Origin of the sequence: Azoarcus sp. DN11 (assembly GCF_003628555.1) — a bacterium.
GTDB lineage: Bacteria > Pseudomonadota > Gammaproteobacteria > Burkholderiales > Rhodocyclaceae > Aromatoleum.
This window is the reverse complement of sequence record NZ_CP021731.1, coordinates 2,390,867-2,413,695: the sequence shown is the minus strand read 5'-3', so window position 1 is coordinate 2,413,695 and position 22,829 is coordinate 2,390,867. Positions and strand designations below refer to the sequence as shown.

The following is a 22,829-nucleotide window of genomic DNA, read 5'->3' as shown; positions in this document are numbered from 1 at the left end:
CCTCGCCGACTTCGACGCCCTCGCCCGCCGATCCGACTCGGCCCCATTCGGCGCTCACCCTCCAAATCGCCGGATTGATCGCCCGCGCAGCGGTGTCCTTGGCACGTCCAAATCAGGACATTTGAAGTCCGCTGCGCCACATTCTCCGCTGCAGCCAAATTCTAAGATTTGTTGCAATTAACCGCCAAAGAGCGGATATCCGCGCGTCGCCGCGTTCGCGGCCCGCTGCGGGCTGTTTTTGCCATCCCCTGCATGTCCACACCCGCACCAGTCCACAAGGAGACAATAAAATGAGCCACTCACCGTTCCGCAGGGCGGCGCTCCCCGCTGCACTTGCGGGGCTCTTGATCGCATCGGCCTACGCGCCCGCACACGCCGACGAAGGCGACGGCCAACTCAAGATCGGCGGTGCGCTGCGCGCGCGCTACGACTATCGCGATTACGGCGACAAAGTCAGCAAGCTGAGCTTCGACACCTTCCGGATCGACGTCAATTACGACTCGTCCACCTTTTTCGGGTCGGCGCAGTACCGCTTCTACGGCAGCGCCTTCCCGTACGATTACACGAAGGATGTCGGCCGCATCAATTTCCCCGCGTGGGCCTGGGTGGGCTACAAGCTCAACCAGGACACCCGCGTCGTCGCGGGTATCAACCAGGTGCCCTTCGGCCTCCTGCCTTATGTCAGCAGCACTTTCTACCAGAGCCTCGTCAACGTCATCGGCATCGAAGACGTACACGACCTGGGGGCCAAGATTCAGCAAAAGTTCGGCGCGCTCGACGTGCAACTCGGCTTCTACCCCCAGGACGGCGGCAACTGGGCCGGCACGTCGCGCGACTCGAACCGCTACTCCGTGAACGTCGTGAAAGCCGACAGCTACGTGACCGGCGGCAGCAACAACAAGGAGCGCAACCTGTTCGTCGGCCGGGTGGCATACACCTTCGAGCATGGCGCCGAGTCGAGTTCCGAGGTGGGTGTCTCCGCGCTGCGCTCGACCCTGCACAACGACGACACCGGTGGCGACGGCACGCGCAAGGCCTACGCGCTGCACTACGGTGGCAAGTTCGGCGCACTCGGCATACTCGCCGAACTCGGCCGCCAGGACATGTCGCCACGCAATCCGTCGGCAACGGGGAACGACACCGTGACCTTCGGCGCCTATGACGGCTCCTTCAACGTGGCGTCGAAAGCCGACTTCTATTCCGCCGAGGTGAACTACGCCCTACCCTGGACCTTCGGCCCCGTCAGCAACATCACGCCCTACCTGAACTACAGCGTCGTCGCGAAGGACAAGTCCACCTTCAAGGACTCCCAACGCGTCAACCTCGGCGCCCACTTCACCGCGGGCCCCCTGTTCATCTACACCGAGTTGCGCTGGGGCAAGAACGATCCCTACACCGGCGATTTCGTGAACGGTGCCGCGGCCGGCGGCGAGGACAAGTGGAAGAAGGCGTTCTACGCGAATATCGGCTACTACTTCTGATCCGCAGTTCGACCTGCAAGTGCGCCCCGGGTCCGAAGGGATGCCGGGGCGATATTTTTTTGCGCCCGCTCGAGAATCGGAAGCCAAAAAGAACCGCTGCAATTGCAGCGGCCAATCCGGAGAGGAGGAAGAAGGGATCAGTATTCGGTATTGACGGCATCGGCGGCGGGGATTTCCCGTTCGCGCCGAGCGATGAAATCGCGCAAGGCTTCGTCCGTGGCTTCGTCGAGTTTCGGTTCCTCGTATTCGCCCAGGATTTTCCTGGCGTATTCGAGCGCGCGCGCGGTGATCTCCTGCGAGCCGTCCGCCTGCCATTGCTCGATCGAATTGTTATCGAACAATTTCGGCATGAAAAAGGCGCGTTCGAAATTCGCCAGCGTGTGCGCGTGGCCGAGATAGTGGCCGCCGGGGCCGACATCGCGGACCGCCTGCATGGCCTCGTCGAAATCGTCCCAGCGCACCCCTTCGGCCATGCGATAGCCCATGGCGCACATCTCGGCATCGACGACGAACTTCGCCACCGAGCAATGCATCCCGGCCTCGTTCCAGCCGGCCGAATGCCAGATGTAATTGGTGCCGGCGTGGAGAACCGAATTCATGGTCATCGCGCTCTCGTAGCCCGCCTGGGCGTCGAAGGTCTTCGCCCCGCCGAGCGTATTGGAGCTGCGCCAGGGAACGTCATAGAAGCGCGCCATCTGCCCGATCATGTAGTTCATCAGGCTGATCTCCGGCGTGCCGGCCATCGGCGCGCCCGACTTCATCGACACCGTGGAGAGGTAATGACCGTACACCGCCGGTGCGCCCGTGCGGATCACCTGCGTGTAGGCGAGGCCCGACAGGGCCTCGGCGTTGAGCTGGGCGACGGCGGGCGCGACCGACGCCGGCGTGTTCGCGCCGCCGAGCACGAAGGGCGAACACAGCACGGGCTGCTTGCGCTTGCAGAAGGCACGCATCGCCGACAGCATCGTCTCGTCCCACACCAGCGGCGAATTCCCGTTGCAGTTGCCCGTCACGACCGGGGTCTCCTCGAGCACGTCGGCGCCGAAGAGGATGTCGCACATCGCCAGCACGTCCTCGGCATTCCTGCCGGAGGTGGTCATCCCCATGAAGGTCTTGTCGGAGTGTTTCATCGACGAGTACGTGATGTGGAGATGGCGATGGCTGACCTTCACGTCCATCGGCTCGACGATGACGTGCGCGGTCGAATGCAGGGCCGGCGACAGGTGCGCGAGCTTGTGGAACATGTTGAGGTCGGCAAGCGTCGGCAGCCGCCGCACGTCGTCGAGATCGCGCAGGAAGGGCGCGCCGGTCATCGGCACGAAGATCGAATGCTTGCCGCCGAAGGGGAGACTTCTTTCGATATTGCGCGCGCGGTAGGTCCAGGTCGACGGAATCGTCGAAATCAGTTCGCGCACCAGGCCGCGGTCCAGGTGCACGCGCTCGCCGCGCACGTCCGCGCCGGCCTTGCGCCAGTCCTCGAGGGCAATCTCGTCGCGGAAGACGACGCCGACGTCTTCAAGGATCGCCATCGAGGCGTTGTCGATCCGCGCAATCTGGTCGGGGTCCATCGGCTCGCAATACGGCAGATTGCGCTCCAATGCAGGCAGCATCGAGGAGCGGGGGGCCATGCGCATTGCGCGCCGCGCCTCGCGTCCACCGCTACGAATGGGTCGGGTCGGATTTTCGATCATCGGTGTATGCTCCGGAAGGTGGTACGTGGAAGGGTAAGAGCTCTCCCCTGCGCTGGCACCGACGGCTGCGAACCGATCGTGCCCCGGTGCGACACGGCGCCGGCGGCCTGGCGAAACAGGCCGCCTCCTCTCTCCACGTCCGCAATTCAATAAGAATCGAGATCCGGAGACGATGAATGGGTGACAACGTGCGGCAGGCGTCGCGCAGCTTCGACAGCCGCATGCGGCACAGCAACCAGGCCTATGTACAGGGCGGATCGCCCCGTGAGGCTCATCCGCCGATCTGCCGCCGGATCGGCTTCGTGCTGCTCGAACATTTCTCGATGATGGCCTTCACCGGGGCGGTCGATGCGCTCGTCACCGCCAACCTGGTCAGTCGCCAGCCGCTCTACCGCTTTGAAACGTACAGCCTGGAAGGGCCGACGGTGCGCAGCGACCTGGGCATCAACATTTCGGTCGACGCGGAGTTGCCCGCGCTGGACGCGAAGGATCTCGACATCCTGATCATCTGCGGCGGGTTCCGCTCGAACCTCGAACCCCGGCGTCCGGTCGTCGACAAGCTGCGCGAGGTGGCGCGCCGGCAGGCCATCCTGGGCAGCCTGTGGAACGGCAGCTACCTGCTCGCGCACGCCGGCCTGCTGGATGGCTACACCTGCACCGTGCATCCGGACAGCCGTGCGGGACTCGAGGAGTTGCGCCCCCAGGTCCGGCTTCTGCCCAATCCCTTCGTCATCGACCGGGACCGTATCTCGTCGGCGGGAGCCAACAGCGCGTTGGGAATGATGCTCGCGGTGATCCGGCACCACCACGGCGACGAGATGGTGCGCGGCATCGAGGAGATCCTCGCCTGCGACCGGACGCTGGACGACCTTCCCGACAGCCCGATGCCGACGCTGGTGGACGACCCCACCTTCCCGGACGCGCTCCAGACCATCCTGCAACTGATGAAGAACAATATCGAGGAGCCCTTGAGCATCGAGGATCTCGCCCTGCGCGCACGGGTATCGCGGCGCCGGATCGATCGCCTCTTCCAGCGCCACCTCGACACGACGCCTTCGCGCTATTACCTCGAAACCCGCCTCACCCGCGCGCGCCGCCTGCTGCAGCAGACCAACGAGCCCATCACCAGCATCGCGATCGCCTGCGGCTTCACCAGCGCGCCCCACTTCAGCCGCTGCTACCGCGAGTTCTTCGGCGTCTCGCCCTCCCAGGTCAGCGCGCGACACCGCCGCGGCTGATCCGCTTCCAGCTGCGGATTACCGGGAGGGCGATACTGCATCAATGATCCGATTATCCTACTTCAAAGGGATCGTCAAGTGCTGATAGGGCGTTCCCGCCCACATCACATATGGCGCTGATGTATCGGGGGTGGCGCCCTTCGGATACATGTCGTAGAAAGACTGGTCGGCGCCCATGATCATCACGTGCGGCCCGGTCTTTATCCAGTGGTTGCCCGCATCCGGTTTGGCCGCATAGGGGTCGGTGTTGCTGGCGTCGGTTCCCCCGGCCAACATGTACATGAAGCCGACGCTGCCGGCCGCCGGGGTCTTGTGTTCAATCCATGCCATGGCCCACTCCACCCCGGCGCGATCCATGCACATTGGATCCGGTCCCGGCGTCACCGGGTTGTCGGGCATACAGGTGAACCCGTTCTTACCTTCGCGCAGGGTTCTCATCTTGCCGTCGGCACCCATGGCGACAATGGTCGCTCCGGCGGCAACTTTTCTCGGTGCCGCCGACATGGCACTCTTGATCATCTTCCTGTCGTCTGCAGACGCCGCCTTGACGCCGGGTTCGCCCGAAGACATGGACGTGTCGCGGGCAACGCCCGCGGGCATCCAGGACAAACCCACCATGATCAGCACAGAGCTGCTCGCAATCCAACGCGTGTCCATGGCGCATTCCTCTCACTCAAGAATTGATGGGGACTCCCTGCATGATCCTCAACGACAGCTCATCGCTGCCTTGGGAATAAAAAGCCCCGGGGAGTTTTATTCTGAACGCATGGCCTGGTCTTCTTGCTCGCCGGCCTTGATCGACGTTCGCATGGATATGCAGTCGATAGTGCGGTACGCGCCGAGACCGGCGTCGAGCCAGCGTCGCGGGCAAAGTCGAAGTCGGTCGATGCGCGGGGCCAGTTCATCGCGTTGCCCCATGGCGCGGACGCGTCCTCCCGCAGCGCGGAAATCGAAGTGCGCCTGCCCTTATTGTCCGGATACTCGTTGTGTAAGTACATAGACGGACGATGTCCGGCTTGGCTGCCTAATGATCGTTTTCCGGACAAGACCTAAGCTTTGGTGCGAGGCGGTTCTGGTCGGCTCGCATGCTCGGTGCGGCGGCCTACTGACCAGCCCCGATCAGAAGTCCTCTGCACTCATGGCGGGCAACCCGATGAACTGGTGCAGTCGCCTCCTGAAAACGACACGCGAAACGGAAAACTCAGGAAGGAGGATATTAAGCAGGGCGTTTCCACGATAGGTGACTACGTTATGCATTGTGCTTGACCGGCGCAGGTCGTTCGCTGTAATCTACGCTTGTTCATTTTGCCGAACAAGCACATAGAGCATGAACACTATGAGCATTCTAGCCGGGAATTTACTAAAGGCCCGGGAACAGCGGGGACTGACCCTGACGGGATTGGCAGAGCGCTGTGGCATCGCCAAATCAACCCTCTCCACCCTCGAGTCGGGCGAGGGCAATCCGACCGTCGAGACACTTTGGGCCATCGCGAATGCGCTGGATGTCCCGTTCGGTCTGCTGGTCAGCGGTGCCGACGTTGGCGAAAATTCGCTGGCGGCGGAGCTTGCGGGCGAAGGCTCCATTGTTCGGCTTATCGAACGATCAGACGGCGAGCCTGAGATTGAAGTATATTCCGTTGAACTGAAGGCAGGCTACCGGCAGGAGTCGGCCCCGCACCCTGCAGGAGTTTGCGAACGCGTCACCGTACTGAGCGGGGCGATGCTTGTCGGCGACCCGGAACGTCCGAAACTCGTTCGAGCTGGCGAATCCTGCGCTTTCGCGGCCGATGTGCCCCATGTGTATGGGGCGACCGACCGTGGGACCAAGGCGCTGGTGTTCATCGAATACCCTCCGAGAGGGACTACCGGCGGCAGATCGGTGATTCACCTAGACTGGCCTTCGACCGCGAATGGCTGGGACGGTGTGCGCTCGGCGCTGGATCGACTGCTCATCGAGGTATCGAACGGTGTAGACGCCCGTTTGGTCCGATTCCGCGGATGCAAGCTTGCTGCAAAGGCGGCAAGAAATGAACTCCGGAAACAACTGTTCGATGGCGGTTCGCGTCCGTTCTCCTGGCCATTGCTTAGCCTCGTGGACGCGGATCGCCAAGGGGCGTACCTAGCTGTCCTGCCGTTACGCTTTGCGGCCGCATTCTCACACCCAGCCAGCTCCGCGCTTTCCGCGGCGTCACCTGAGTTGTCGGCCGCACGTGCTCTTGCGCGCCTCGCCGAATCCCCTTTCTTACCCCTATCGGATGGAGAAATGGGGCAAGCGAAGCGCGCAGTGATCAGCTCTTCATGGACCCTGAGCGCTCTTGCCTCGGAAGTGCTAATCCAGCGGGGACTGTTAGCACTCCCTAGGAGTCTGCGCGGCAGAAGCCAAGCGTCGGTGAGGTAAGCCCTCCCTGGCGTGTCGGGGCCGGTAGACTGTCGAGATGACGAGCTATCTGCCCTATTGCCCGCAGCAGCAGATGCTGCTGCCCCAGGCGCTGCAGGAGTGGCTACCCGAAGGCCACCTGGCGTACTTCATTAGCGACGCGGTCGACGGATTGGACCTGAGCGCGTTCCACACCCGGTATGCCGGGGGCGGACCGCGCAACCAGCCGTTTCATCCGGCCATGATGGTCAAGGTGCTGCTGTATGCGTACGCCACGGGCGTGTTCAGCTCGCGCAAGATCGCGCGCAAGCTGCACGAGGATGTGGCGTTCCGGGTGCTGGCGGCAGGCAACTTCCCGGCCCACCGCACGCTCAGCGACTTTCGCGCTGTCCACTTGAAGGAGCTGAGCGAGTTGTTCGTGCAGGTGGTGCGACTGGCTCGCGAGATGGGGCTGGTGAAGCTCGGGACGGTGGCCATCGACGGCACCAAGGTCAAGGCGAACGCCAGCCGCCACAAGGCGATGAGTTACGGCCACATGGTGAAGGCGGAGGCCGAATTGAAACGGCAGATCGAGGCGCTGCTCAATCGGGCCAAGGCCGCCGACGACGCCGAGAGGAACGAGCCCGAGCTGGATGTGCCGGCCGAGATCGCGCGGCGCGAGGCGCGGCTGACGGCGATTGCCGAAGCCCGGGCGCGGCTCGAGCAGCGCCAGCGCGAGGCCGATCAGGCGCGCGGGCGCAGCGACGATGACGACCGCCGTCCGCGCGGCGGTGACGGCAAACCGAAGGGTGGGCGCTACAAGCGCGACTTCGGGGTGCCCGAGGACAAGGCACAGGAGAACTTCACGGATCCAGACAGCCGCATCATGAAGCGCGCCGGCGGCGGGTTCGATCCGGGCTACAACGCCCAGACGGCGGTCGACGAGACCGCCCACATCATCGTGGCGGCCGAACTGACCAACAACGCCAGCGACGCCGGGCTACTGCCGGGGATGTTGCAGGTCGTGCGCGACACCCTCGCGCAGCGCCCGCGCCAGGCGCTGGCCGACACCGGCTACCGCTCGGAGCAGACGTTCCGGGAGCTCGACGGCTGCGGGACCGAACTGGTGGTGGCGCTGGGCCGGGAAGGCAAGCGCCGACTCGGTTTCGACCGTGAACGCAGTCCGCACACCGCGCAGATGGCCGACAAGCTCGATAGCGAGGCGGGCAAGACGGCTTACCGAAAACGGAAATGGATCGCCGAACCGCCCAACGGCTGGATCAAGAACGTATTGGGATTCCGGCAGTTCAGCCTGCGGGGCCTGGAGCGCGTCAAAGCGGAGTGGAAGCTCGTCTGTATGGCCCTGAACCTGCGCAGGATGAGCACACTGAGGACGGCATAACGGGAAAAAGGGGCGCAAATCTGTCCCCGTTCCCGTCCGGCACGGGCGCAGCACCGTCGCGAAGCAATTCAACCACGGCCGCAGTCTCTTCCCGCACCTCTCGCTTCGCCGATCCTTCTGCTAAAACCCCACTCTCTGGAGTTCTGCCGCGCAGACTCCTAGCCAACTCAGTCATCTCTCGCTGAAGTCACGCCAGCCCAAGCGCGTCGCCGATGACCAGTCGTTCTCTAGCCGTATTGACGTTGAGCACTATGATGCTTTCGAGCTGCTGCACCCCGCATACGCTCGCCAGGTAGTGGCGCTGGCGGAAGATATTGAAGCCCATACTGCGGGCCGGGACTCGATTCGAGCCATTGACGTTGGCACCGGCCCGGGAGTTCCGCTGCTGATGCTCCGTGAACTGCAGCCCCAGCTACAAGTCGCGGCGATAGAACCAGATGACACTGCATTCAGCTGTCTCCAAGAAAATATCCGAGGAGTATCTGGCATTACGGCGCATCAGACTGGATTCCTTGAACTGGAGCTTCCTGAAAGCGAAACGTCGCTGATTACGTCTGTTGGCGCATCACACCATTTCAACACAGCCTTCATGCTGCAAAAGGCGATGCTGGTTCTGAAACCGGGGGGGATTCTGTCTGTAGCCGACGAATTTATCCCCGAGTTTCACACTCCGGAAGAGCGAAACCTCGCTCTGGTCCGCCACCATGCCGCATACATCCTGACGGCAATGGCCTGGATCGGAGAATGCGAGGTCTTGGAAACTGACGGTGAAGATTGGGAGTGGTATCGCACATTCCAGCAAGCGCTCGCGCTAGCTTTGGTCGAGGCCGAATCAGGCCAGGGCCCGGCGGCGATCGGCCGATGCCGAGAACTGTATGCAAACATGAAGAAAGCGACGCTGGCAAAGTCTCCAGGGCTCGCGATAGGTGCCTACACGCGTTTTTTCTGGCTGGAGCTACAGGCGATGGTGGCAGGCTTCGACTATGAGATTGAGAGGAAGACATTCCCTCGTCGCTTCGCCGACCTTGCCCGCCTTGCCGGGTTTGAGCTGCTTCGCCATCGTCGGGTATTTGCGACGACCGGCGCCGACGAATGGGGCGGGGGTACGCATGTATTTACTTTCCGCAAGCCGGTCGTCGGGTAACAGGTTGTTTGCCGTGCGCCCCCTTGTGAATGGTCTCGTGGACAGTCTATCCATCGGCGTGGGTTACTTACCAATCGCTTTTTCCTTTGGATTGGCAGCTCTGCAGGCGAACCTGCCGCCCCTGACCGCGGTGCTCATTTCCGGAATCGTGTTCGCCGGAGCGAGTCAGTTTGCACTGATTGCCTTGGTGGCCGCGGGCGGATCGTTGCTTTCGGTGGTCTCCACGGTGTTGCTGATGAACGTCCGACACATCTTCTACGGACCCTCAGTCATCGCGAAGTTGGGTAATGGCCGGCCATCCCTGCCATTACCCCTCTTGGCGTTTGGTCTTACCGATGAGGTATTTGCCTCCGCAGTCGGGAAGCTGCAACTGATCTCTCCGCCCGAGCGCGAGCATTGGTATGTCGGCCTGCAGTTGGGCGCCTACTCGGCGTGGGTTCTCGGCACGGCGCTGGGCGCCTTTCTTGGGCAGCAACTGACGAGTCATTCTGCGTTCCTTCGCGACTCGCTGGCTTTCGTGTTGCCCGCGCTATTCCTCTCGTTGTTGCTTGAAATCAATGGCAACACCCAGCGGCGTGTACTGGTTGCCTCAGCAGTCGCAACAGCCGCTCTTATCCCCCTTATACCAGCGTACTTGGCGATGGCAGTGGGCATGGCCGCTGGCGCTGCGTTGGGCTATCGCAGAGCGACTCAATGAATCTTCCTGCAGAATGGGTCGCCATCGCCTGCGGAATCGTGACCTTCCTGCTGCGCCTGGTGCCCATGTGGACCTGGGTCCCCGGAAAAGAATCGACCCGCGTGGAGCAGGGCGTACTGAACGCCATTGGGCCAGCTGCAATCACCGCGCTGCTTGTCGTCTCGCTGTGGCCGGGCGGGGACAACGGACTCCATCTGCCAACTTTGTCAGCGATGGTCGTTGGATTGGCCACCGTCATGGGGGCGAAGAGGGTAATTGGCGGCGTTGCCTTGCCGACCTTATTCGGGGCAATCGCCTATGGCGCATGTCTGCGGCTGGCATGAGAAGCCGGACTTCATGGAGTCCCGCCGGCCATGAAGGGGTTTCACGCCGCCATTTCGGCTGGTAGTGAAGGCGTGGTGACGGAAGCGTAAAAGCGGGCGAGCGGTGGAGGTCCTGATGACATGAGCGCTGGGACTACCCCTTTACAAGAAAAAGGAGGATGCATGCCCCGCCGTTCGGTTCTCTCCGCTGCCGAGCGCTAAAGCCAGCTGGCGCTGCCGGATACCAGGGATGGGTTGATCCGTCACTACACGTTCAGCGAAACCGACCTTGCCATCATCCGGCAGCGGCGCGGGCCAAAAAACCGGCTGGGCTTCGCCGTGCAGCTCTGCTACCTGCGCTTCCCCGGCATCATCCTTGGCGTCGATCAGCCGCCGTTTCCGCCTTTGCTCAAGTTGGTCGCCGACCAGCTCAAGGTTGGCGTTGATTGCTGAGACGACTACGGGCAGCGAGAGCAGACCCGGCGCGAGCACCTGGTCGAGCTGCAAACGGTGTTCGGCTTCCGGCGCTTCACCATGAGCCATTACCGGCAAGTCGTGCGGACGCTGATTGAGCTGGCCATGCAGACCGACAAGGGCATCGTGCTGGCCAGCGCCCTGATAGAGCATCTGCGCCGGAAGTCGGTCATCCTGCCCGCGGTCAACGCCATCGAGCGTGCGAGCGCCGAGGCGATCACCCGCGCCAACCGGCGCATCTACGAGGCCTTGTCCGACCCGCTCATGGACACCCACCGGCATCGCCTCGATGAGCTGCTCAAGCGCCGCGACAATGGCAAGCCGACTTGGCTGGTGTGGCTGCGCCAGTCGCCCGCCAAGCCGAACTCGCGGCATATGCTCGAACACATCGAGCGCCTCAAGGCATGGCAGGTGCTCGACCTGCCCGCCGGCATCGAGCGGTCGGTGCACCAAAACCGGCTGCTCAAGATTGCCCGCGAGGGCAACCAGATGACGCCTGCCGACCTCGCCAAGTTCGAGCCGCAGCGCCGATATGCCACCCTCGTCGCGCTGGCCATCGAGGGCATGGCCACCGTCACCGACGAGATCATCGTATCCGTCCGGTAATCCCCGCGACTCAGAGATCGACGAGATGGCGCAGAAGCGGGAAGGAGACGCGCCAGCTTTGATCGTCGCAGTCGAGGGTGGCGGTGCGCTGATTGATGCGGACGATGGTACCGACGCGGGTCTGCAGGTGACGGTCCTCGAAGCTTACGCGGTCGCCCACTTGGAAGTCTGCGCGGGTCGGAGACAGCGGTTCGGGCACCGATGGCGCGGGGACCGCACCGGCATCCGGCATCTCGATCGCTGCATAAGGCAATTTCCATTCGCGCCGGGTGCGCTCGTCCTGCACGGTGAGTTGCGTGTCCTTCATCGCGACGATCCGCCCCGTGCGCAGCGACATCTGGGCGCCGGCCTGTTGCCAATCGAGGAAACGCACGGATTGCCCCAGATGCAGGTGGCGACGGATCTCGATGATCCGGGCCGGGTCCGACATCAGGCGTTCGAGGATGGTCGAGAGGTGGAACAGTTCCAGGCTGGTGGCGCGGTTGAGGGCTTCGATCAGGGCAGCGTTCATACGGCGGCGGGCGTCCAGTTCATCGGCAGCAGTTCTTCGAGGCGATCGACGCGGTGGGCGTTGATGCGCGCGAGCACGTCCTTCAGATAGGCATAGGGCTCGACGCCGTTCAGGCGTGTCGTCTCGATCAGGCTGAAGAGTACCGCAGCCGCCTGCCCGCCGCGCTCGCTGCCGGCGAAGAGCCAGTTCTTGCGCGACAGGGCCACCGGACGCATGGCGCATTCGCTCAAATTGTTGTCCGCGGCGAGACTGCCGTCGTCGATGAACACGGTGAGCGCTGTCCAGTTCGACAGCGTATAGGCGAAGGCCTTCGCCAGCGGCGACTTGGGCAGCAGGGTCGAGGCGTGCGCGGTCAGCCAGCAATGAAACCAGGCGAGCACGCGTTTCGTGCGCCGTTGTCGGTGCTGCCGTCGGGTGTCGGGGTCGGCCTCGGCGATTTGCCGTTCGATGCGGTAGATGAGCCCGATGAGGCGCAGCGCATGATGCGCAAGCCCCGGCCGGGCCCCCCTGGGCATGGCCTTGACCACGTCGAAGTACTTCCTCCTCGCGTGGGCCCAGCAGGCGACGTGGGTCACCCCTTCACGGAAGCTTGCGTGGTAGCCGCTGTAATCGTGGGCTTGCAGATATCCGCGCCAGAACGGCTTGGCCGTGGCGCTGCGCGAGCTGGGCCGTATCGAGCGCACGCTGTTCATCCTGGACTGGCTGCAAAGCGTCGAACTGCGCCGCCGCGTCCATGCCGGTCTGAACAAGGGCGAGGCGCGCAACGCGCTGGCCCGTGCCGTGTTCTTCAACCGCCTCGGCGAAATCTGCGATCGCAGTTTCGAGCAGCAGCGCTACCGGGCCAGCGGCCTCAATCTGGTCACAGCCGCTGTCGTGCTGTGGAACACGGTCTATCTGGAGCGAGCCGCGAAGGCCTTGCGCGGGCACGGTCAGATCGTCGATGACGCTCAGTCGCAATACCTGTCGCCGCTGGGCTGGGAGCACATTAACCTGACCGGCGATTACGTCTGGCGCAGCATTGCCAAGATCCGGCGCGGGGAAGTTCAGGCCGCTACGGCCGTTGCAACCGGCTTAGCGTGCTTTATTTTCCATTTTCTGAGACGACCCCTATCTGTTCGACCACATCAATGCGCAAGTCGACGCGGATGTCTGAGCGCCGCTCCCGGTAGGGAAGGTCAATCGGCCCCTGTCGGGCAGCTGTCCTGCGGCCCCTGCGTTCCGACGCTTGACCCCTGCCCCGCTCGCACGGGGGCGGCGACGTCGCGCGTGCGAGGGAATACGCATGGCTATCGGCCGCGCAAATCGCCCATTCATCGCCTTTTCTTATAAATCGACAAGAAAAGACCGTTTGTCGCCACGTATGCTCCGCGTTTCAATTGCATCACGGAAACGGTCGGCATCGCTTCGCAGCCATGCCAACCGAAAGGATCTGTTCGCGTCGAATGCGTCGCGGAGTTGATCGCCCCTATAAAAATACCTGGAGACAACCATGCACCGCCATTCCCTGCCCCCCGAGCGCCCGCGCTCCCAATCCGTCGCCACGGCCTGCTGCGCCGCGTCGGTAGTCGCTTTGCTGCAGGGAGATAAAGCATGAATGCCGCCACGACCATCGATATCCCGGCGCTGATCGACGCGAACCGGGTCAGTCGCACGCAGGTGTGGATCCTGCTGATGGTGGCGCTGACCGTGGTCATGGACGGCTTCGACGTCCAGGCCATGGGCTACGTGGCGCCGGCGATCATCAAGGAGTGGGGGGTGAGCAAGGCGGAACTCGGCCCCGTGTTCGGTGCGGGCCTCTTCGGCATGCTGGTCGGGTCGCTGACGCTGAGCGTGCTGGCCGACAAGATCGGCCGCCGCCCGGTGCTGATCGGCGCCACCGTCTTCTTCTCGCTGTGCATGCTGGCGACCGCGCACGTCACGACGATCCCGCGACTTCAGATACTGCGCTTCATCACCGGCCTCGGGCTGGGCGCGATCATGCCCAACGCCATGGCGCTGGCCGGCGAGTTCAGCCCCAGGCGCAAGAAGGTCACGCTGATGATGCTGGTGTCCTGCGGCTTCACTGTCGGGGCGGTGCTCGGCGGACTGCTGTCGGCGGCCATGATCCCCGCTTTCGGCTGGAAGTCGGTCTTCTATCTCGGGGGCGTGATCCCGTTGGCGATGGCCGTGCTGATGTACGTCTATGTGCCCGAATCGATGCAGTTCCTGGTCCTCAAGGGGCGCCGTCTGGACAGCGTCGCCGCCTGCCTGCGCAAGATCGACCCGTCCGTGCAGATCGATGGCCGTACCCGCTATGCGATGCCCGAGGTGAAGCAGGACGGCGTGCCCATGATCGAGTTGTTCCGTGAGGGACGCGCCATGATCACGCTGCTGCTGTGGGTCGTGAACTTCATGAACCTGATCAATCTGTACTTCCTGTCGAACTGGCTGCCGACCATCGCCAACAGCGCCGGCCTGTCCACCTCGACAGCCGTGCTCGTGGGCACCGCGCTGCAGATCGGGGGCGTCATCGGCACCCTGCTGATGGGCCCGGTGATCGACCGCGTCGGATTCATCAAGGTGCTGGTACCCTCGTTTCTGCTCGCTGCCGTCACGATCGCGACGATCGGTCAGCCGGGCGTGGCCCTGCCGCTGCTGTTCCTGGTCGTGACAATGACGGGCTTCTGCATCATTGGCGGGCAGCCGGCGGTCAATGCGCTGGCGGCAACCTACTACCCGACGGCGCTGCGCTCCACCGGGGTGGGCTGGAGCCTCGGCGTCGGACGCATCGGCTCGATCGTGGGCCCGGTCCTGGGCGGGGAACTGATCCGCCTGAATTGGTCCACCAACGAGATATTCCTCGCCATGGCGGTGCCCACCGTGATTTCCGCGCTGATGCTGGTGCTGATGTCCAAGGCCGGTCGAGGCTCGTCGCCGCGAGCCGTCGGCAGCGCCGGTTCCCTCGCTCACTGACCCTTTTCTGTCCAATCCAAGCAACCGAGATGACGCGACTGAACGAAACCCATGATGCGGGCCTGCAAAGCTGGGTGGCTTCGGCCAACGCCGCAAGCTGCGACTTCCCCATCCAGAATCTGCCCTTCGCGGTGTTCCGCCGCGCCGGCTCGAATGAGGCCTTCCGGGGTGGCGTGGCCATCGGCGACCAGATCGTCGACCTGGCGGCAGTCCAGGCTCGTGGGGTGTTCACCGGAGAGGCAGCCGCCGCCGCGGCTTCAGCTTCGGGTCCGACCCTGAATCCGTTCATGACTCTGGGGCCCGCAGCGTGGTCGGCGCTGCGTCTGGCCTTGTCCCGTGCCCTGCGCGCCGGTTCCCCGGCGGAGCAGACGCTGCGTCCCTGCCTGGTCCCCCAGTCCGAGGTCGAATACACGGTCCCGGCCCACATCGGCGACTACACGGATTTCTATACGTCCATCCACCACGCCACCAGCGTCGGTCGCCTGTTCCGTCCGGACAACCCCCTTCTGCCCAATTACAAGTGGGTGCCGATCGGCTATCACGGCCGCGCCTCGTCCATCGAGGTCTCGGGCCAGAGCTTTCCCCGGCCCGTGGGTCAGACCCTGCCGGCCGGCGCCGCAACGCCGGTCTTCGGCCCCAGCAAGCGCCTCGACTACGAGCTGGAGTTGGGCGTGTTCGTCGGCACCGGCAACGAGCGCGGCAGCCGCATCGGCATCGACGAGGCGGAGGCCCACGTCTTCGGCTTGTGCCTCCTCAACGACTGGTCGGCCCGCGACCTCCAGGCTTGGGAGTACCAACCCTTGGGGCCGTTCCTCTCCAAGAACTTCGCCACCACGATCTCGCCCTGGATCGTCACGCTGGAGGCGCTGGCTCCTTTTCGGGTGGAATGGACCCGTCCGGCGGAGGATCCGCAGCCCCTGCCCTATCTGGAATCGGGCGCCAACCGCGCCAAAGGTGCACTCGACATCCGGCTCCAGGTGCTGGTCGAGACGGCGCAGATGCGCGAAGCCGGCCAGGCCCCCGCACCCCTGTCGCAGACGAGCTTCCGGCACGCCTACTGGACCATCGCCCAGATGGTGGCGCACCACACGGTCAACGGCTGCAACCTGCAGCCCGGCGACCTGCTGGGCAGCGGCACGGAGTCCGGGCCCACGCCCGAGGAAGCCGGATCGCTGCTGGAACTCACCTTCGGCGGCAAGCAGCCGCTCGTCCTGCCGAACGGTCAAACCCGGACCTTCCTCGAGGACGGGGATGCGGTGGTGATGCGTGGCTGGTGCGAGAAGCCCGGCGCGGCGCGCATCGGCTTCGGCGAAGTGGTCGGGCGCGTGCTGCCCGCACTCGTGTGACCAGGATTGATATGCGCTCGCTTTACAGCTATTTCCGCAGTTCGGCCTCCTTCCGGGTGCGCATCGCCCTCAATCTCAAGGGGCTCGAGTACGAAACCGTGCCCGTGCATCTCGTCAGGGGCGAGCAGCGGGACGCGGGCTACCTCGCCGTCAACCCGGCCGGGCTGGTTCCGGCCCTCGTCGATGAAGGCGAGGTTCTCACCCAATCGATCGCGATCATCGAATATCTGGATGAGGTCTATCCCGATCCGTCATTGCTGCCCGGCGACGCCGCCGGCCGCGCGCGCATCCGGGCCATCGCTCAGACGATCGCCTGTGAGATCCATCCGCTCAACAACCTCTCGGTCCTGAAGTATCTGAAGCAGACCCTGGGGGTGGGCGAAGACGCCAAGAATGCCTGGTACCACCACTGGGCGGAGCAAGGCCTGGCCACCGTGGAGCGTCTGCTCGCCGATCGGCCCGCCGGCGCCTTCTGCCACGGCGACACGCCGACCCTGGCTGACTGCTGCCTGGTGCCGCAGATCTTCAACGCCCAGCGCTTCGACTGCCACCTCGACCACGTGCCGACCGTGATGGAGATCTTCGAGCGCTGCATGACGCTGGACGCCTTCCAACGCGCCGCACCCGCCGCCCAGCCCGATGCAGAGTGAGAACGACGAACGGAGCGCTGCGGCCGTTATCGCTCGATCACCAGGTCGCTCCGCGGCGTACTGCAGCAGGGCAGGATGAAGCCCTGATCGATCTCGCGCTGGCGAATGCCGCCGCCGTGGGCCATGTCCACCTCGCCGGAGACGAGACGGGACTTGCAGGTGCCGCACATGCCCTTGGCGCAGGATGACGGCAGCCGCAGGCCCGCCGCGCGCGCCGCGTCGAGGAGCTTCTGGTCGGGGGCGCAGACCACGCTGCGGCCGCTCTTGGTGAACTCGACGGTGAAACATGCCGCGTCGCCCGTCGTCGTTTCCGAGGTGCCGGCGCCCTCCCCGCTTTCGCCCGGCGTGTCGGCAAAACTAAAGCTTTCCTCGTGGTAGCGCTTCATGTCGAAACCGCCCTCGGCCAGCAGGGCGCGCACGGCAGCCATGTAGGGCGCCGGCCCGCAGCAGAACACTTCACGCTCGACGAAATCGGGGGCGATCCGCTTGAGCAGCGGCAGGTCGAGGTAGCCGGTGGGCGACGCCCATTCGGCTTCGCTGCCGCGCCCTTCGCAGACGAAGGCGGTACGGAAGCCCGGCTGGTTGGCGGCGAGCAGGCCCAGCTCGCGGCGGAAGACGATGTCCGCGGGAGTGCGAGCGCTGTGCACGAAGACGACGTCGCGGTCCTCGCCCAGGTCGTGGAAGCTGCGCGACATGGACATCAGCGGTGTGATCCCCGAGCCGCCGGAAAGGAACAGGTACTTGCCCGCCGGGTGCAGCGCGCATGCGAAGTCGCCACTTGGCCCCAGGGCGCGCACGCTCATGCCCGCGCTGAGGTGGTCGTGCAGCCAGTTGGAGACGCGGCCGCCGGGCACGCGCTTGACCGTGATCGACAGGGTGTCGGGGCGCGTCGGCGGCGAGGAGATCGTATAGCAGCGGTTGACCGCCTCGCCGTCGATTTCCAGTTCCAGCGTGAGGAACTGGCCGGGGAGGAAGCGCACCAGGCCGGGACGCCACGGGCGAAGGATGAAGCTCTTGACGTCGTGCGTCTCCTGACGCACCTGACAGCAGATCAGGACGTCGTCGTCCTCCGCGTTCCACAGCGACGGCACGGCGAGCGGGATGTCACGAGTGATCGGTCCGTTCATGCCGGTCACTCCGCTGCCGCCTGCAAACGCCCCACGTACCAGCCGGCGAACTTCTCGACCAGCTCCTCGGTGTAGGGCGAATACGGGCCCGGTTCGTAGGCCGGATCGGCGATGCCGCGCTGGGACATCTCGACCAGCTCGCGGTCCTGCTGGTTGGTCGCGCGCCACACCGCGGTGAGATTCGCAGGGTCGTAATCCCGCCCTTCGACGGCGTCCTTGTGCACCAGCCACTTCGTGCGCACGAGGGTGTGATCCGCGTCGATCGGCAGCACCGTGAAGGTCACGATGTGGTCGCTCATGAAGTGGTGCCAGGAGTTGGGCTGGGTCCAGAACGACAGCCCGCCGAGGTTGCGCTGGCTCAAGTGGCCGAGGAGCTTCTGGCAGGCGACCCTGGCGTCCATCGTCTGCGATTCGCCGGCCTTGTCCAGCGGCAAGCGCTGCGTGCGGAAACCCGTGACGCGGCTGTCCAGCTCGTCGATCTCGGCCGACTCGAGCCCTGCCGCCTGCCAGCGTGCGTGTTCGCGCTCGGTCAGGTCACGGAAGGCCTGGACCTGCCCGATGTTCGACGAGGAAGGCTGGTAGCCGAAACCGTACTCGTAGAGCGAAACGGTCAGCTCCGGATGATTGGCCACGCAGTGATAGCACTCGCGATTGTTCTCCATCACCAGCTTCCAGTTGCCGGCCTCGACGATCTCGTCCTGCACGGCGATCTTGCAGTCGGTCAGCCGGTGCGGCGTGAGGTAGCGCGACATCTCTTCGCGCATCTGAGCGAAGTCTTCGGGTGGATGCTCGGCCAGGCAGACGAAGATCAGGCCCGCGACGCTTTCGACATGCACGCGCTTCAGTCCTCGCCCGGAAGGGTCGAAGTCCTCGCCCATGTGCTCGGCGTAGATCAGCTTGCCGGACAGGTCGTAGGTCCACTGGTGGTACGGGCACACCAGGTTGCCGACGCTGCCCTTGTGGGCGTTGCACAACTGCGCGCCGCGATGGCGGCAGACGTTGTGGAAGGCGCGCAGCTCCATGTCGTCGTTGCGCAAGACAACGACCGAGGCGCGGCCCAGCTTGACGGTGAAATAGTCGCCCGGCTCCGGGATGTCGGGTTCGACGCCGACGTAGATCCAGTGCCGCGCGAAGATGGCCTCCATATCGAGGTCGAAGATCTCCTGGCTCGTGTAGAACTGCGCGTCCAGGCTGTGGCCGGGACGGCGGGCGGCGAGGAGTTCCCTCACCCGGTTGCTCACTTTCATGTCCTTTCCTCTTCGGTGCAGAAACGTTGAGGCAATGTTCCCGCAGGCCGCTCGGGCGCATTTGTGCTTTGTCGACGCAATCCCATTCAATTCCGACATCGGGCTTCCTTGGCCGGGCATTCCTTCGCCGAAGTGAAGCCATGGCCGGCACTGGCCAAGGCAAGGGGAAGACGCTATGTTTACAGCCATATAACTCGATCCGTGCAGCGCACAGCGCCGGCGCCACGCCACCTTTCAGGGCGTGAAGCGCAAGGACCACCGACAGGAGACAACGATGTTCGACTTCCACCCGGCCGCGGCGCCGAGATCTTCCGCGCCCCGATCGCGACGCTGAGACTGGAGGCCCGAAGTGTCCGCACTCCCAACGGCGACGCGCGTCGGCTTTCTGGTGCTGAACGAGTTCACGATGATCGCGTTCTCGAGTGCCGTCGAAGTCCTGCGCATGGCCAACCACATCAGCGGCAAGCCCTTGTACAGCTGGTCCGTGATCAGCACTGACGGCCAGCCCGTGGCCTCCAGCAACGGGCTGGCGCCGGCCCAGATCGGCACCTACGAGGACGCGGGGCCATTCGACATGGTGTTCGTATGCGGCGGGACGAACGTCACCCGCTTCGTCGATGACAAGGTGATCGCCTTGTTGCGCCGCGTCGCCCACGACAAGGTGGTTCTCGGCGGGCTATGTACCGGGACCTATGCCCTGGTGAAAGCCGGCCTGCTGAACGGTTACCGCGCCACGATCCACTGGGAAAACCTCAGCGCCTTGCGTGAGGCCCACGACAAGATCCGCTTCGTCGAGGAGCTCTTCGTCATCGACCGCGACCGCATCACCTGCACGGGGGGCATCGCGCCCATCGACATGATGCTGGCCGTCGTGCGCGAGCGCTTCGGCAAGACCCTGGTCGCCGAGATCTCCGAGCAGTTCATCCTCGAACGGGTGCGCGACAGCAAGGATCGCCAGCACATCCCGCTGGCCGCACGGGCGGGATGCAACCGCAGGGCACTGGTGGAGGTGGCCGCGCTGATGGAGGCCAACATCGAGGAGCCGCTGTCGCTGGAGGACTTGTCGCAACTAGCTGGGCTCTCCCAGCGCCATTTGCAGCGCCTGTTCCGCGAGGCTCTGCAGGTGACCCCCAGCCACTACTACCTCGAATTGCGGCTGCGCCGTGCGCGCGAACTGCTGATGCAGACGCAGATGTCCATCACGAACATCACGGTCGCCTGCGGCTTCCAGTCCGCCTGCCACTTCAGCAAGTGCTACCGCGCGCTGTTCGGCAAGCCGCCGAGCGGCGAGCGCTGGCCACAGGGAACGGCGGACGTCGAATCGCAGCAGCGCACCGCGACCGCGGAGCACGACCTGGCAGCGTGATGCGCCGGCCCGCGGATCGCGGCGTAAAGGGCATGTAGCATCGCGGTGCCCGGCGCAGATGAAGCGCCCCGGGCACCCGGCGGTCAGGACTCGTGACCCTGGCTTTTCCTGCGTGCGATGCGCTCTTCCTTCGGCACACCGAAGCTCTCGGTGAGACGGTCGAGAATGATCGCGAGCAGCACCACGGCGAGGCCGGACTCGAAACCCAGCCCGATGTCGAGGCGCTGGATACTGGCGAGCACGTTGTTGCCCAGGCCACCGCCACCGACCATCGACGCGATGATGACCATCGACAGCGCCATCATGATCGTCTGGTTCACGCCCGCCATGATCGACGGCAGCGCGCCGGGAATCTGGATCTTCAGCAGGACCTGCAGCGGCGTGCAGCCGAAGGTGATGCCGGCTTCGACCTGCTCCTTGTTCACCTGGCGGATGCCGAGCGCGGTCAGGCGCACTACGGGCGGCATCGCGAAGATCACCGTCGCGAGGACGGCCGGCACGCGGCCGAGGCCGAACAGCATCGCGGCGGGGATGAGGTACACGAACGCCGGCATCGTCTGCATGAAGTCCAGCACCGGCCGCAGCAGATAATTGACGCGGCGGTTGAGGGCAGCCGCGATGCCCAGCGGTATGCCCACCAGCAGGCTGATGAGCGTCGACGAGATGATCAGCGCGAGCGTCGCCATCGTCGCTTGCCAGAAGCCCGTGCCGATGATGACAAGAAGCGCCCCGGCGGCAACGACGGCGAACTTCCAGCCGATACGCCAGAATCCCAGCGCGACGAACACACTCGCGAGGAGCCAGTCGGGGATCAGATGCAGGAAGCCTTCGGTCAGTTCGGTCATTTGACCGACCACGTCGCCGAGGCCGGCCAGCACCCCGTGATCGTTCTTGACGATGAAATTGACGATTTTCTCGGCCCATTCACCGAGTGGCAGGAAATCATGCATGGGTCAGTTCTTCCTTCGCCATTTTCTTGAGCAGGATCGTCTGGGTGACGGCACCGATGTAGTGGCCCTGGGGTTCGACCACCGGCAGCGGATAGGGCATCTTCACGATGCGGCAGATCAGGTCGCTCAGGTTGAGGTCGCCGTTCACCGGGGGCAGGTCTCCCAGCAAGGCAAACGACAGCTCCCGGGAGCCGGACTCCAGCGAGCGGATCATCGAGTCGATGGAGACCGTGCCGACGAGCTTGCGATCGGGATCGAGCACGAAGCCGTAGTTGCGGCGGGCTGCGCGCAAACGCTCGATCACGGGGTGGAAGCCGTCCCCGAAATCGCTCTGTGCGAAGAAGACCGGCACCGCGTCGACATCGGCAACGTCCTTGGCGGACAGGTACTTGTTCACGTCCACCCCGTTGAAGAAGGCTCGCACATAGTCGTCCACGGGGTTGCGGATGATGTCGTCGGGCGTGCCGATCTGGACGATGCGCCCCCCTTCCATGATGGCGATGCGGTCGCCGATGCGGCAGGCCTCGTCGAGGTCGTGCGAGACGAAGATGATCGTGCGCTGGTGCTCCCGCTGCAGGTCGAGCAGCAGGCCCTGCATTTCGGTGCGCTTCAGGGGGTCGAGAGCGGAAAAGGCCTCGTCCATCAGCATCAGCGACGGATTGACGACCAATGCGCGTGCGAGCCCCGCCCGCTGCTGCATGCCGCCGCTCAGCTCGCGCGGATAGCGGTTGGCGAAGGCGCCCAGTCCTACCTGTTCGAGCACCTTCATCGCCCGCGCTTCGCGCTCCTTGCGCGGCACGCCTGACACCTCCAGCCCGAAGGCGGCATTCGCGAGCACCGTGAGATGCGGCAGCAGCGCAAACGACTGGAAGACCATCGCCATGTCGCGGCGACGCAGCTTGATGAGCTGCTGCGGATCCATCGACGCGACATCCTGGCCGTCGACCAGCACCTGCCCCGAGCTCGGCTCGATCAGCCGGTTGAGCAGGCGGATCAGCGTGGATTTGCCCGACCCGGACAAGCCCATGATGACGAAGATCTCGCCCGCGTTGATATGGAAATTCGCATTCTGGACACCGACCACCATCCCGGTCTGCCGGACGATGTCGTCCTTGTCCTTGCCCGAACGCAGCATCTGCATCGCCACGTCCGGCTTGGGTCCGAAGATCTTGTACAGATCCTTTACAACGATTTTTTCCTGCATGGTCTTGCGTGCCTCCACCGTACTGCTCCATCCGTCAACAGCCGGTGCCCGCATTGCCGTGAGCACCGGTTTAGCGTCCTGACCG

Annotated in this window: 20 protein-coding genes and 2 pseudogenes; 13 read left to right on the top strand and 9 right to left on the bottom strand. The window is 64.3% G+C overall.

Annotated features, from left to right (window positions below):
- Positions 1-290 precede the first annotated feature (290 nt).
- A complete protein-coding gene (locus CDA09_RS11030) occupies positions 291-1,481 on the top strand; it encodes a putative porin (protein WP_121428666.1) in 1,191 nt (396 codons plus the stop codon).
- 137 nt (positions 1,482-1,618) lie between these two features.
- On the opposite strand, the gene CDA09_RS11025 is transcribed toward CDA09_RS11030, so the two are convergent.
- A complete protein-coding gene (locus CDA09_RS11025; RefSeq protein ID WP_217351307.1) occupies positions 1,619-3,109 on the bottom strand; it encodes a trimethylamine methyltransferase family protein in 1,491 nt (496 codons plus the stop codon).
- 239 nt (positions 3,110-3,348) lie between these two features.
- Here CDA09_RS11025 and CDA09_RS11020 point away from each other — a divergent pair, with 239 nt between their 5' ends.
- Positions 3,349-4,410, top strand: coding sequence for a GlxA family transcriptional regulator (locus tag CDA09_RS11020; protein ID WP_121428664.1), 1,062 nt, complete (start codon positions 3,349-3,351; stop codon positions 4,408-4,410).
- Between the two features lie 57 nt (positions 4,411-4,467).
- Here CDA09_RS11020 and CDA09_RS11015 read toward each other — a convergent pair whose 3' ends face one another.
- Entirely contained in the window at positions 4,468-5,067 is a 600-nt protein-coding gene (locus CDA09_RS11015; protein WP_217351306.1) for a hypothetical protein, read from the bottom strand.
- 670 nt (positions 5,068-5,737) lie between these two features.
- Here CDA09_RS11015 and CDA09_RS11010 point away from each other — a divergent pair.
- Both CDA09_RS11010 and CDA09_RS11005 read left to right on the top strand, forming a co-directional pair.
- Positions 5,738-6,808 (top strand): helix-turn-helix domain-containing protein, encoded by a 1,071-nt coding sequence (locus CDA09_RS11010; protein WP_121428663.1) that lies wholly within the window; start codon positions 5,738-5,740, stop codon positions 6,806-6,808.
- Between the two features lie 37 nt (positions 6,809-6,845).
- On the top strand, positions 6,846-8,168 hold the full coding sequence (locus CDA09_RS11005; RefSeq protein ID WP_121427554.1) for an IS1182 family transposase: 1,323 nt from the start codon (positions 6,846-6,848) through the stop codon (positions 8,166-8,168).
- A 187-nt stretch (positions 8,169-8,355) separates the two neighbouring features.
- Here the strand turns inward: CDA09_RS11005 and CDA09_RS23350 are convergent, their stop codons facing one another.
- Positions 8,356-8,493 carry a hypothetical protein gene (locus CDA09_RS23350; protein ID WP_164844406.1) on the bottom strand — a complete coding sequence of 46 codons (138 nt, stop codon included), beginning with the start codon at positions 8,491-8,493 and terminating at the stop codon, positions 8,356-8,358.
- A 63-nt stretch (positions 8,494-8,556) separates the two neighbouring features.
- On the opposite strand from CDA09_RS23350, the gene CDA09_RS11000 reads away from it, so the two are divergent.
- The 4 genes and pseudogenes from CDA09_RS11000 to CDA09_RS10985 form a co-directional block, all read left to right on the top strand.
- A complete protein-coding gene (locus CDA09_RS11000; protein ID WP_121428662.1) occupies positions 8,557-9,312 on the top strand; it encodes a methyltransferase domain-containing protein in 756 nt (251 codons plus the stop codon).
- Between the two features lie 37 nt (positions 9,313-9,349).
- Positions 9,350-10,009, top strand: a complete 660-nt coding sequence (locus CDA09_RS10995) for an AzlC family ABC transporter permease (protein WP_217351305.1) — start codon at positions 9,350-9,352, stop codon at positions 10,007-10,009.
- Positions 10,006-10,332, top strand: coding sequence for an AzlD domain-containing protein (locus CDA09_RS10990; RefSeq protein ID WP_121428660.1), 327 nt, complete (start codon positions 10,006-10,008; stop codon positions 10,330-10,332). Before CDA09_RS10995 ends, CDA09_RS10990 begins: the two co-directional genes overlap by 4 nt.
- A 207-nt stretch (positions 10,333-10,539) precedes the next feature.
- Positions 10,540-11,376 (top strand): annotated as a pseudogene (locus CDA09_RS10985) (DUF4158 domain-containing protein); the annotation flags it as partial.
- A 25-nt stretch (positions 11,377-11,401) separates the two neighbouring features.
- Here the strand turns inward: CDA09_RS10985 and CDA09_RS10980 are convergent.
- Together CDA09_RS10980 and tnpC are read right to left on the bottom strand one after the other, a co-directional pair.
- The gene (locus CDA09_RS10980; protein ID WP_121428659.1) at positions 11,402-11,902 is read right to left on the bottom strand and encodes a hypothetical protein; all 501 of its coding nucleotides are present in this window, start codon (positions 11,900-11,902) and stop codon (positions 11,402-11,404) included.
- The gene (gene tnpC / locus CDA09_RS10975; RefSeq protein ID WP_286164475.1) at positions 11,899-12,594 is read right to left on the bottom strand and encodes an IS66 family transposase; all 696 of its coding nucleotides are present in this window, start codon (positions 12,592-12,594) and stop codon (positions 11,899-11,901) included. The genes CDA09_RS10980 and tnpC overlap by 4 nt, the downstream gene beginning before the upstream one ends.
- Here tnpC and CDA09_RS10970 point away from each other — a divergent pair.
- The 4 genes and pseudogenes from CDA09_RS10970 to maiA form a co-directional block, all read left to right on the top strand.
- Positions 12,527-12,977: pseudogene (locus tag CDA09_RS10970) on the top strand (Tn3 family transposase); the annotation flags it as partial. The gene tnpC and the pseudogene CDA09_RS10970 sit on opposite strands and share 68 nt — an antisense overlap.
- Positions 12,978-13,492: 515 nt before the next feature.
- The gene (locus tag CDA09_RS10965) at positions 13,493-14,854 is read left to right on the top strand and encodes an MFS transporter (RefSeq protein ID WP_121428658.1); all 1,362 of its coding nucleotides are present in this window, start codon (positions 13,493-13,495) and stop codon (positions 14,852-14,854) included.
- Positions 14,855-14,883: 29 nt separating this feature from the next.
- Entirely contained in the window at positions 14,884-16,200 is a 1,317-nt protein-coding gene (fahA, locus tag CDA09_RS10960) for a fumarylacetoacetase (RefSeq protein WP_121428657.1), read from the top strand.
- 11 nt (positions 16,201-16,211) lie between these two features.
- Positions 16,212-16,850 carry a maleylacetoacetate isomerase gene (gene maiA, locus CDA09_RS10955; RefSeq protein ID WP_121428656.1) on the top strand — a complete coding sequence of 213 codons (639 nt, stop codon included), beginning with the start codon at positions 16,212-16,214 and terminating at the stop codon, positions 16,848-16,850.
- Positions 16,851-16,876: 26 nt separating this feature from the next.
- Here maiA and CDA09_RS10950 read toward each other — a convergent pair whose 3' ends face one another.
- Both CDA09_RS10950 and CDA09_RS10945 read right to left on the bottom strand, forming a co-directional pair.
- Positions 16,877-17,977 (bottom strand): FAD-binding oxidoreductase, encoded by a 1,101-nt coding sequence (locus CDA09_RS10950; RefSeq protein WP_121428655.1) that lies wholly within the window; start codon positions 17,975-17,977, stop codon positions 16,877-16,879.
- Between the two features lie 5 nt (positions 17,978-17,982).
- On the bottom strand, positions 17,983-19,224 hold the full coding sequence (locus CDA09_RS10945; protein ID WP_121428654.1) for an aromatic ring-hydroxylating oxygenase subunit alpha: 1,242 nt from the start codon (positions 19,222-19,224) through the stop codon (positions 17,983-17,985).
- A 349-nt stretch (positions 19,225-19,573) separates the two neighbouring features.
- Here CDA09_RS10945 and CDA09_RS10940 point away from each other — a divergent pair, with 349 nt between their 5' ends.
- Positions 19,574-20,590: a GlxA family transcriptional regulator gene (locus tag CDA09_RS10940; RefSeq protein WP_286164474.1), complete on the top strand. Its 1,017-nt coding sequence runs from the start codon at positions 19,574-19,576 to the stop codon at positions 20,588-20,590.
- Positions 20,591-20,673: 83 nt separating this feature from the next.
- Here the strand turns inward: CDA09_RS10940 and CDA09_RS10935 are convergent, their stop codons facing one another.
- Positions 20,674-21,540, bottom strand: a complete 867-nt coding sequence (locus CDA09_RS10935; protein WP_121428653.1) for an ABC transporter permease — start codon at positions 21,538-21,540, stop codon at positions 20,674-20,676.
- A complete protein-coding gene (gene proV, locus CDA09_RS10930) occupies positions 21,533-22,762 on the bottom strand; it encodes a glycine betaine/L-proline ABC transporter ATP-binding protein ProV (RefSeq protein WP_286164473.1) in 1,230 nt (409 codons plus the stop codon). The genes CDA09_RS10935 and proV overlap by 8 nt, the downstream gene beginning before the upstream one ends.
- Positions 22,763-22,829: the final 67 nt, after the last annotated feature.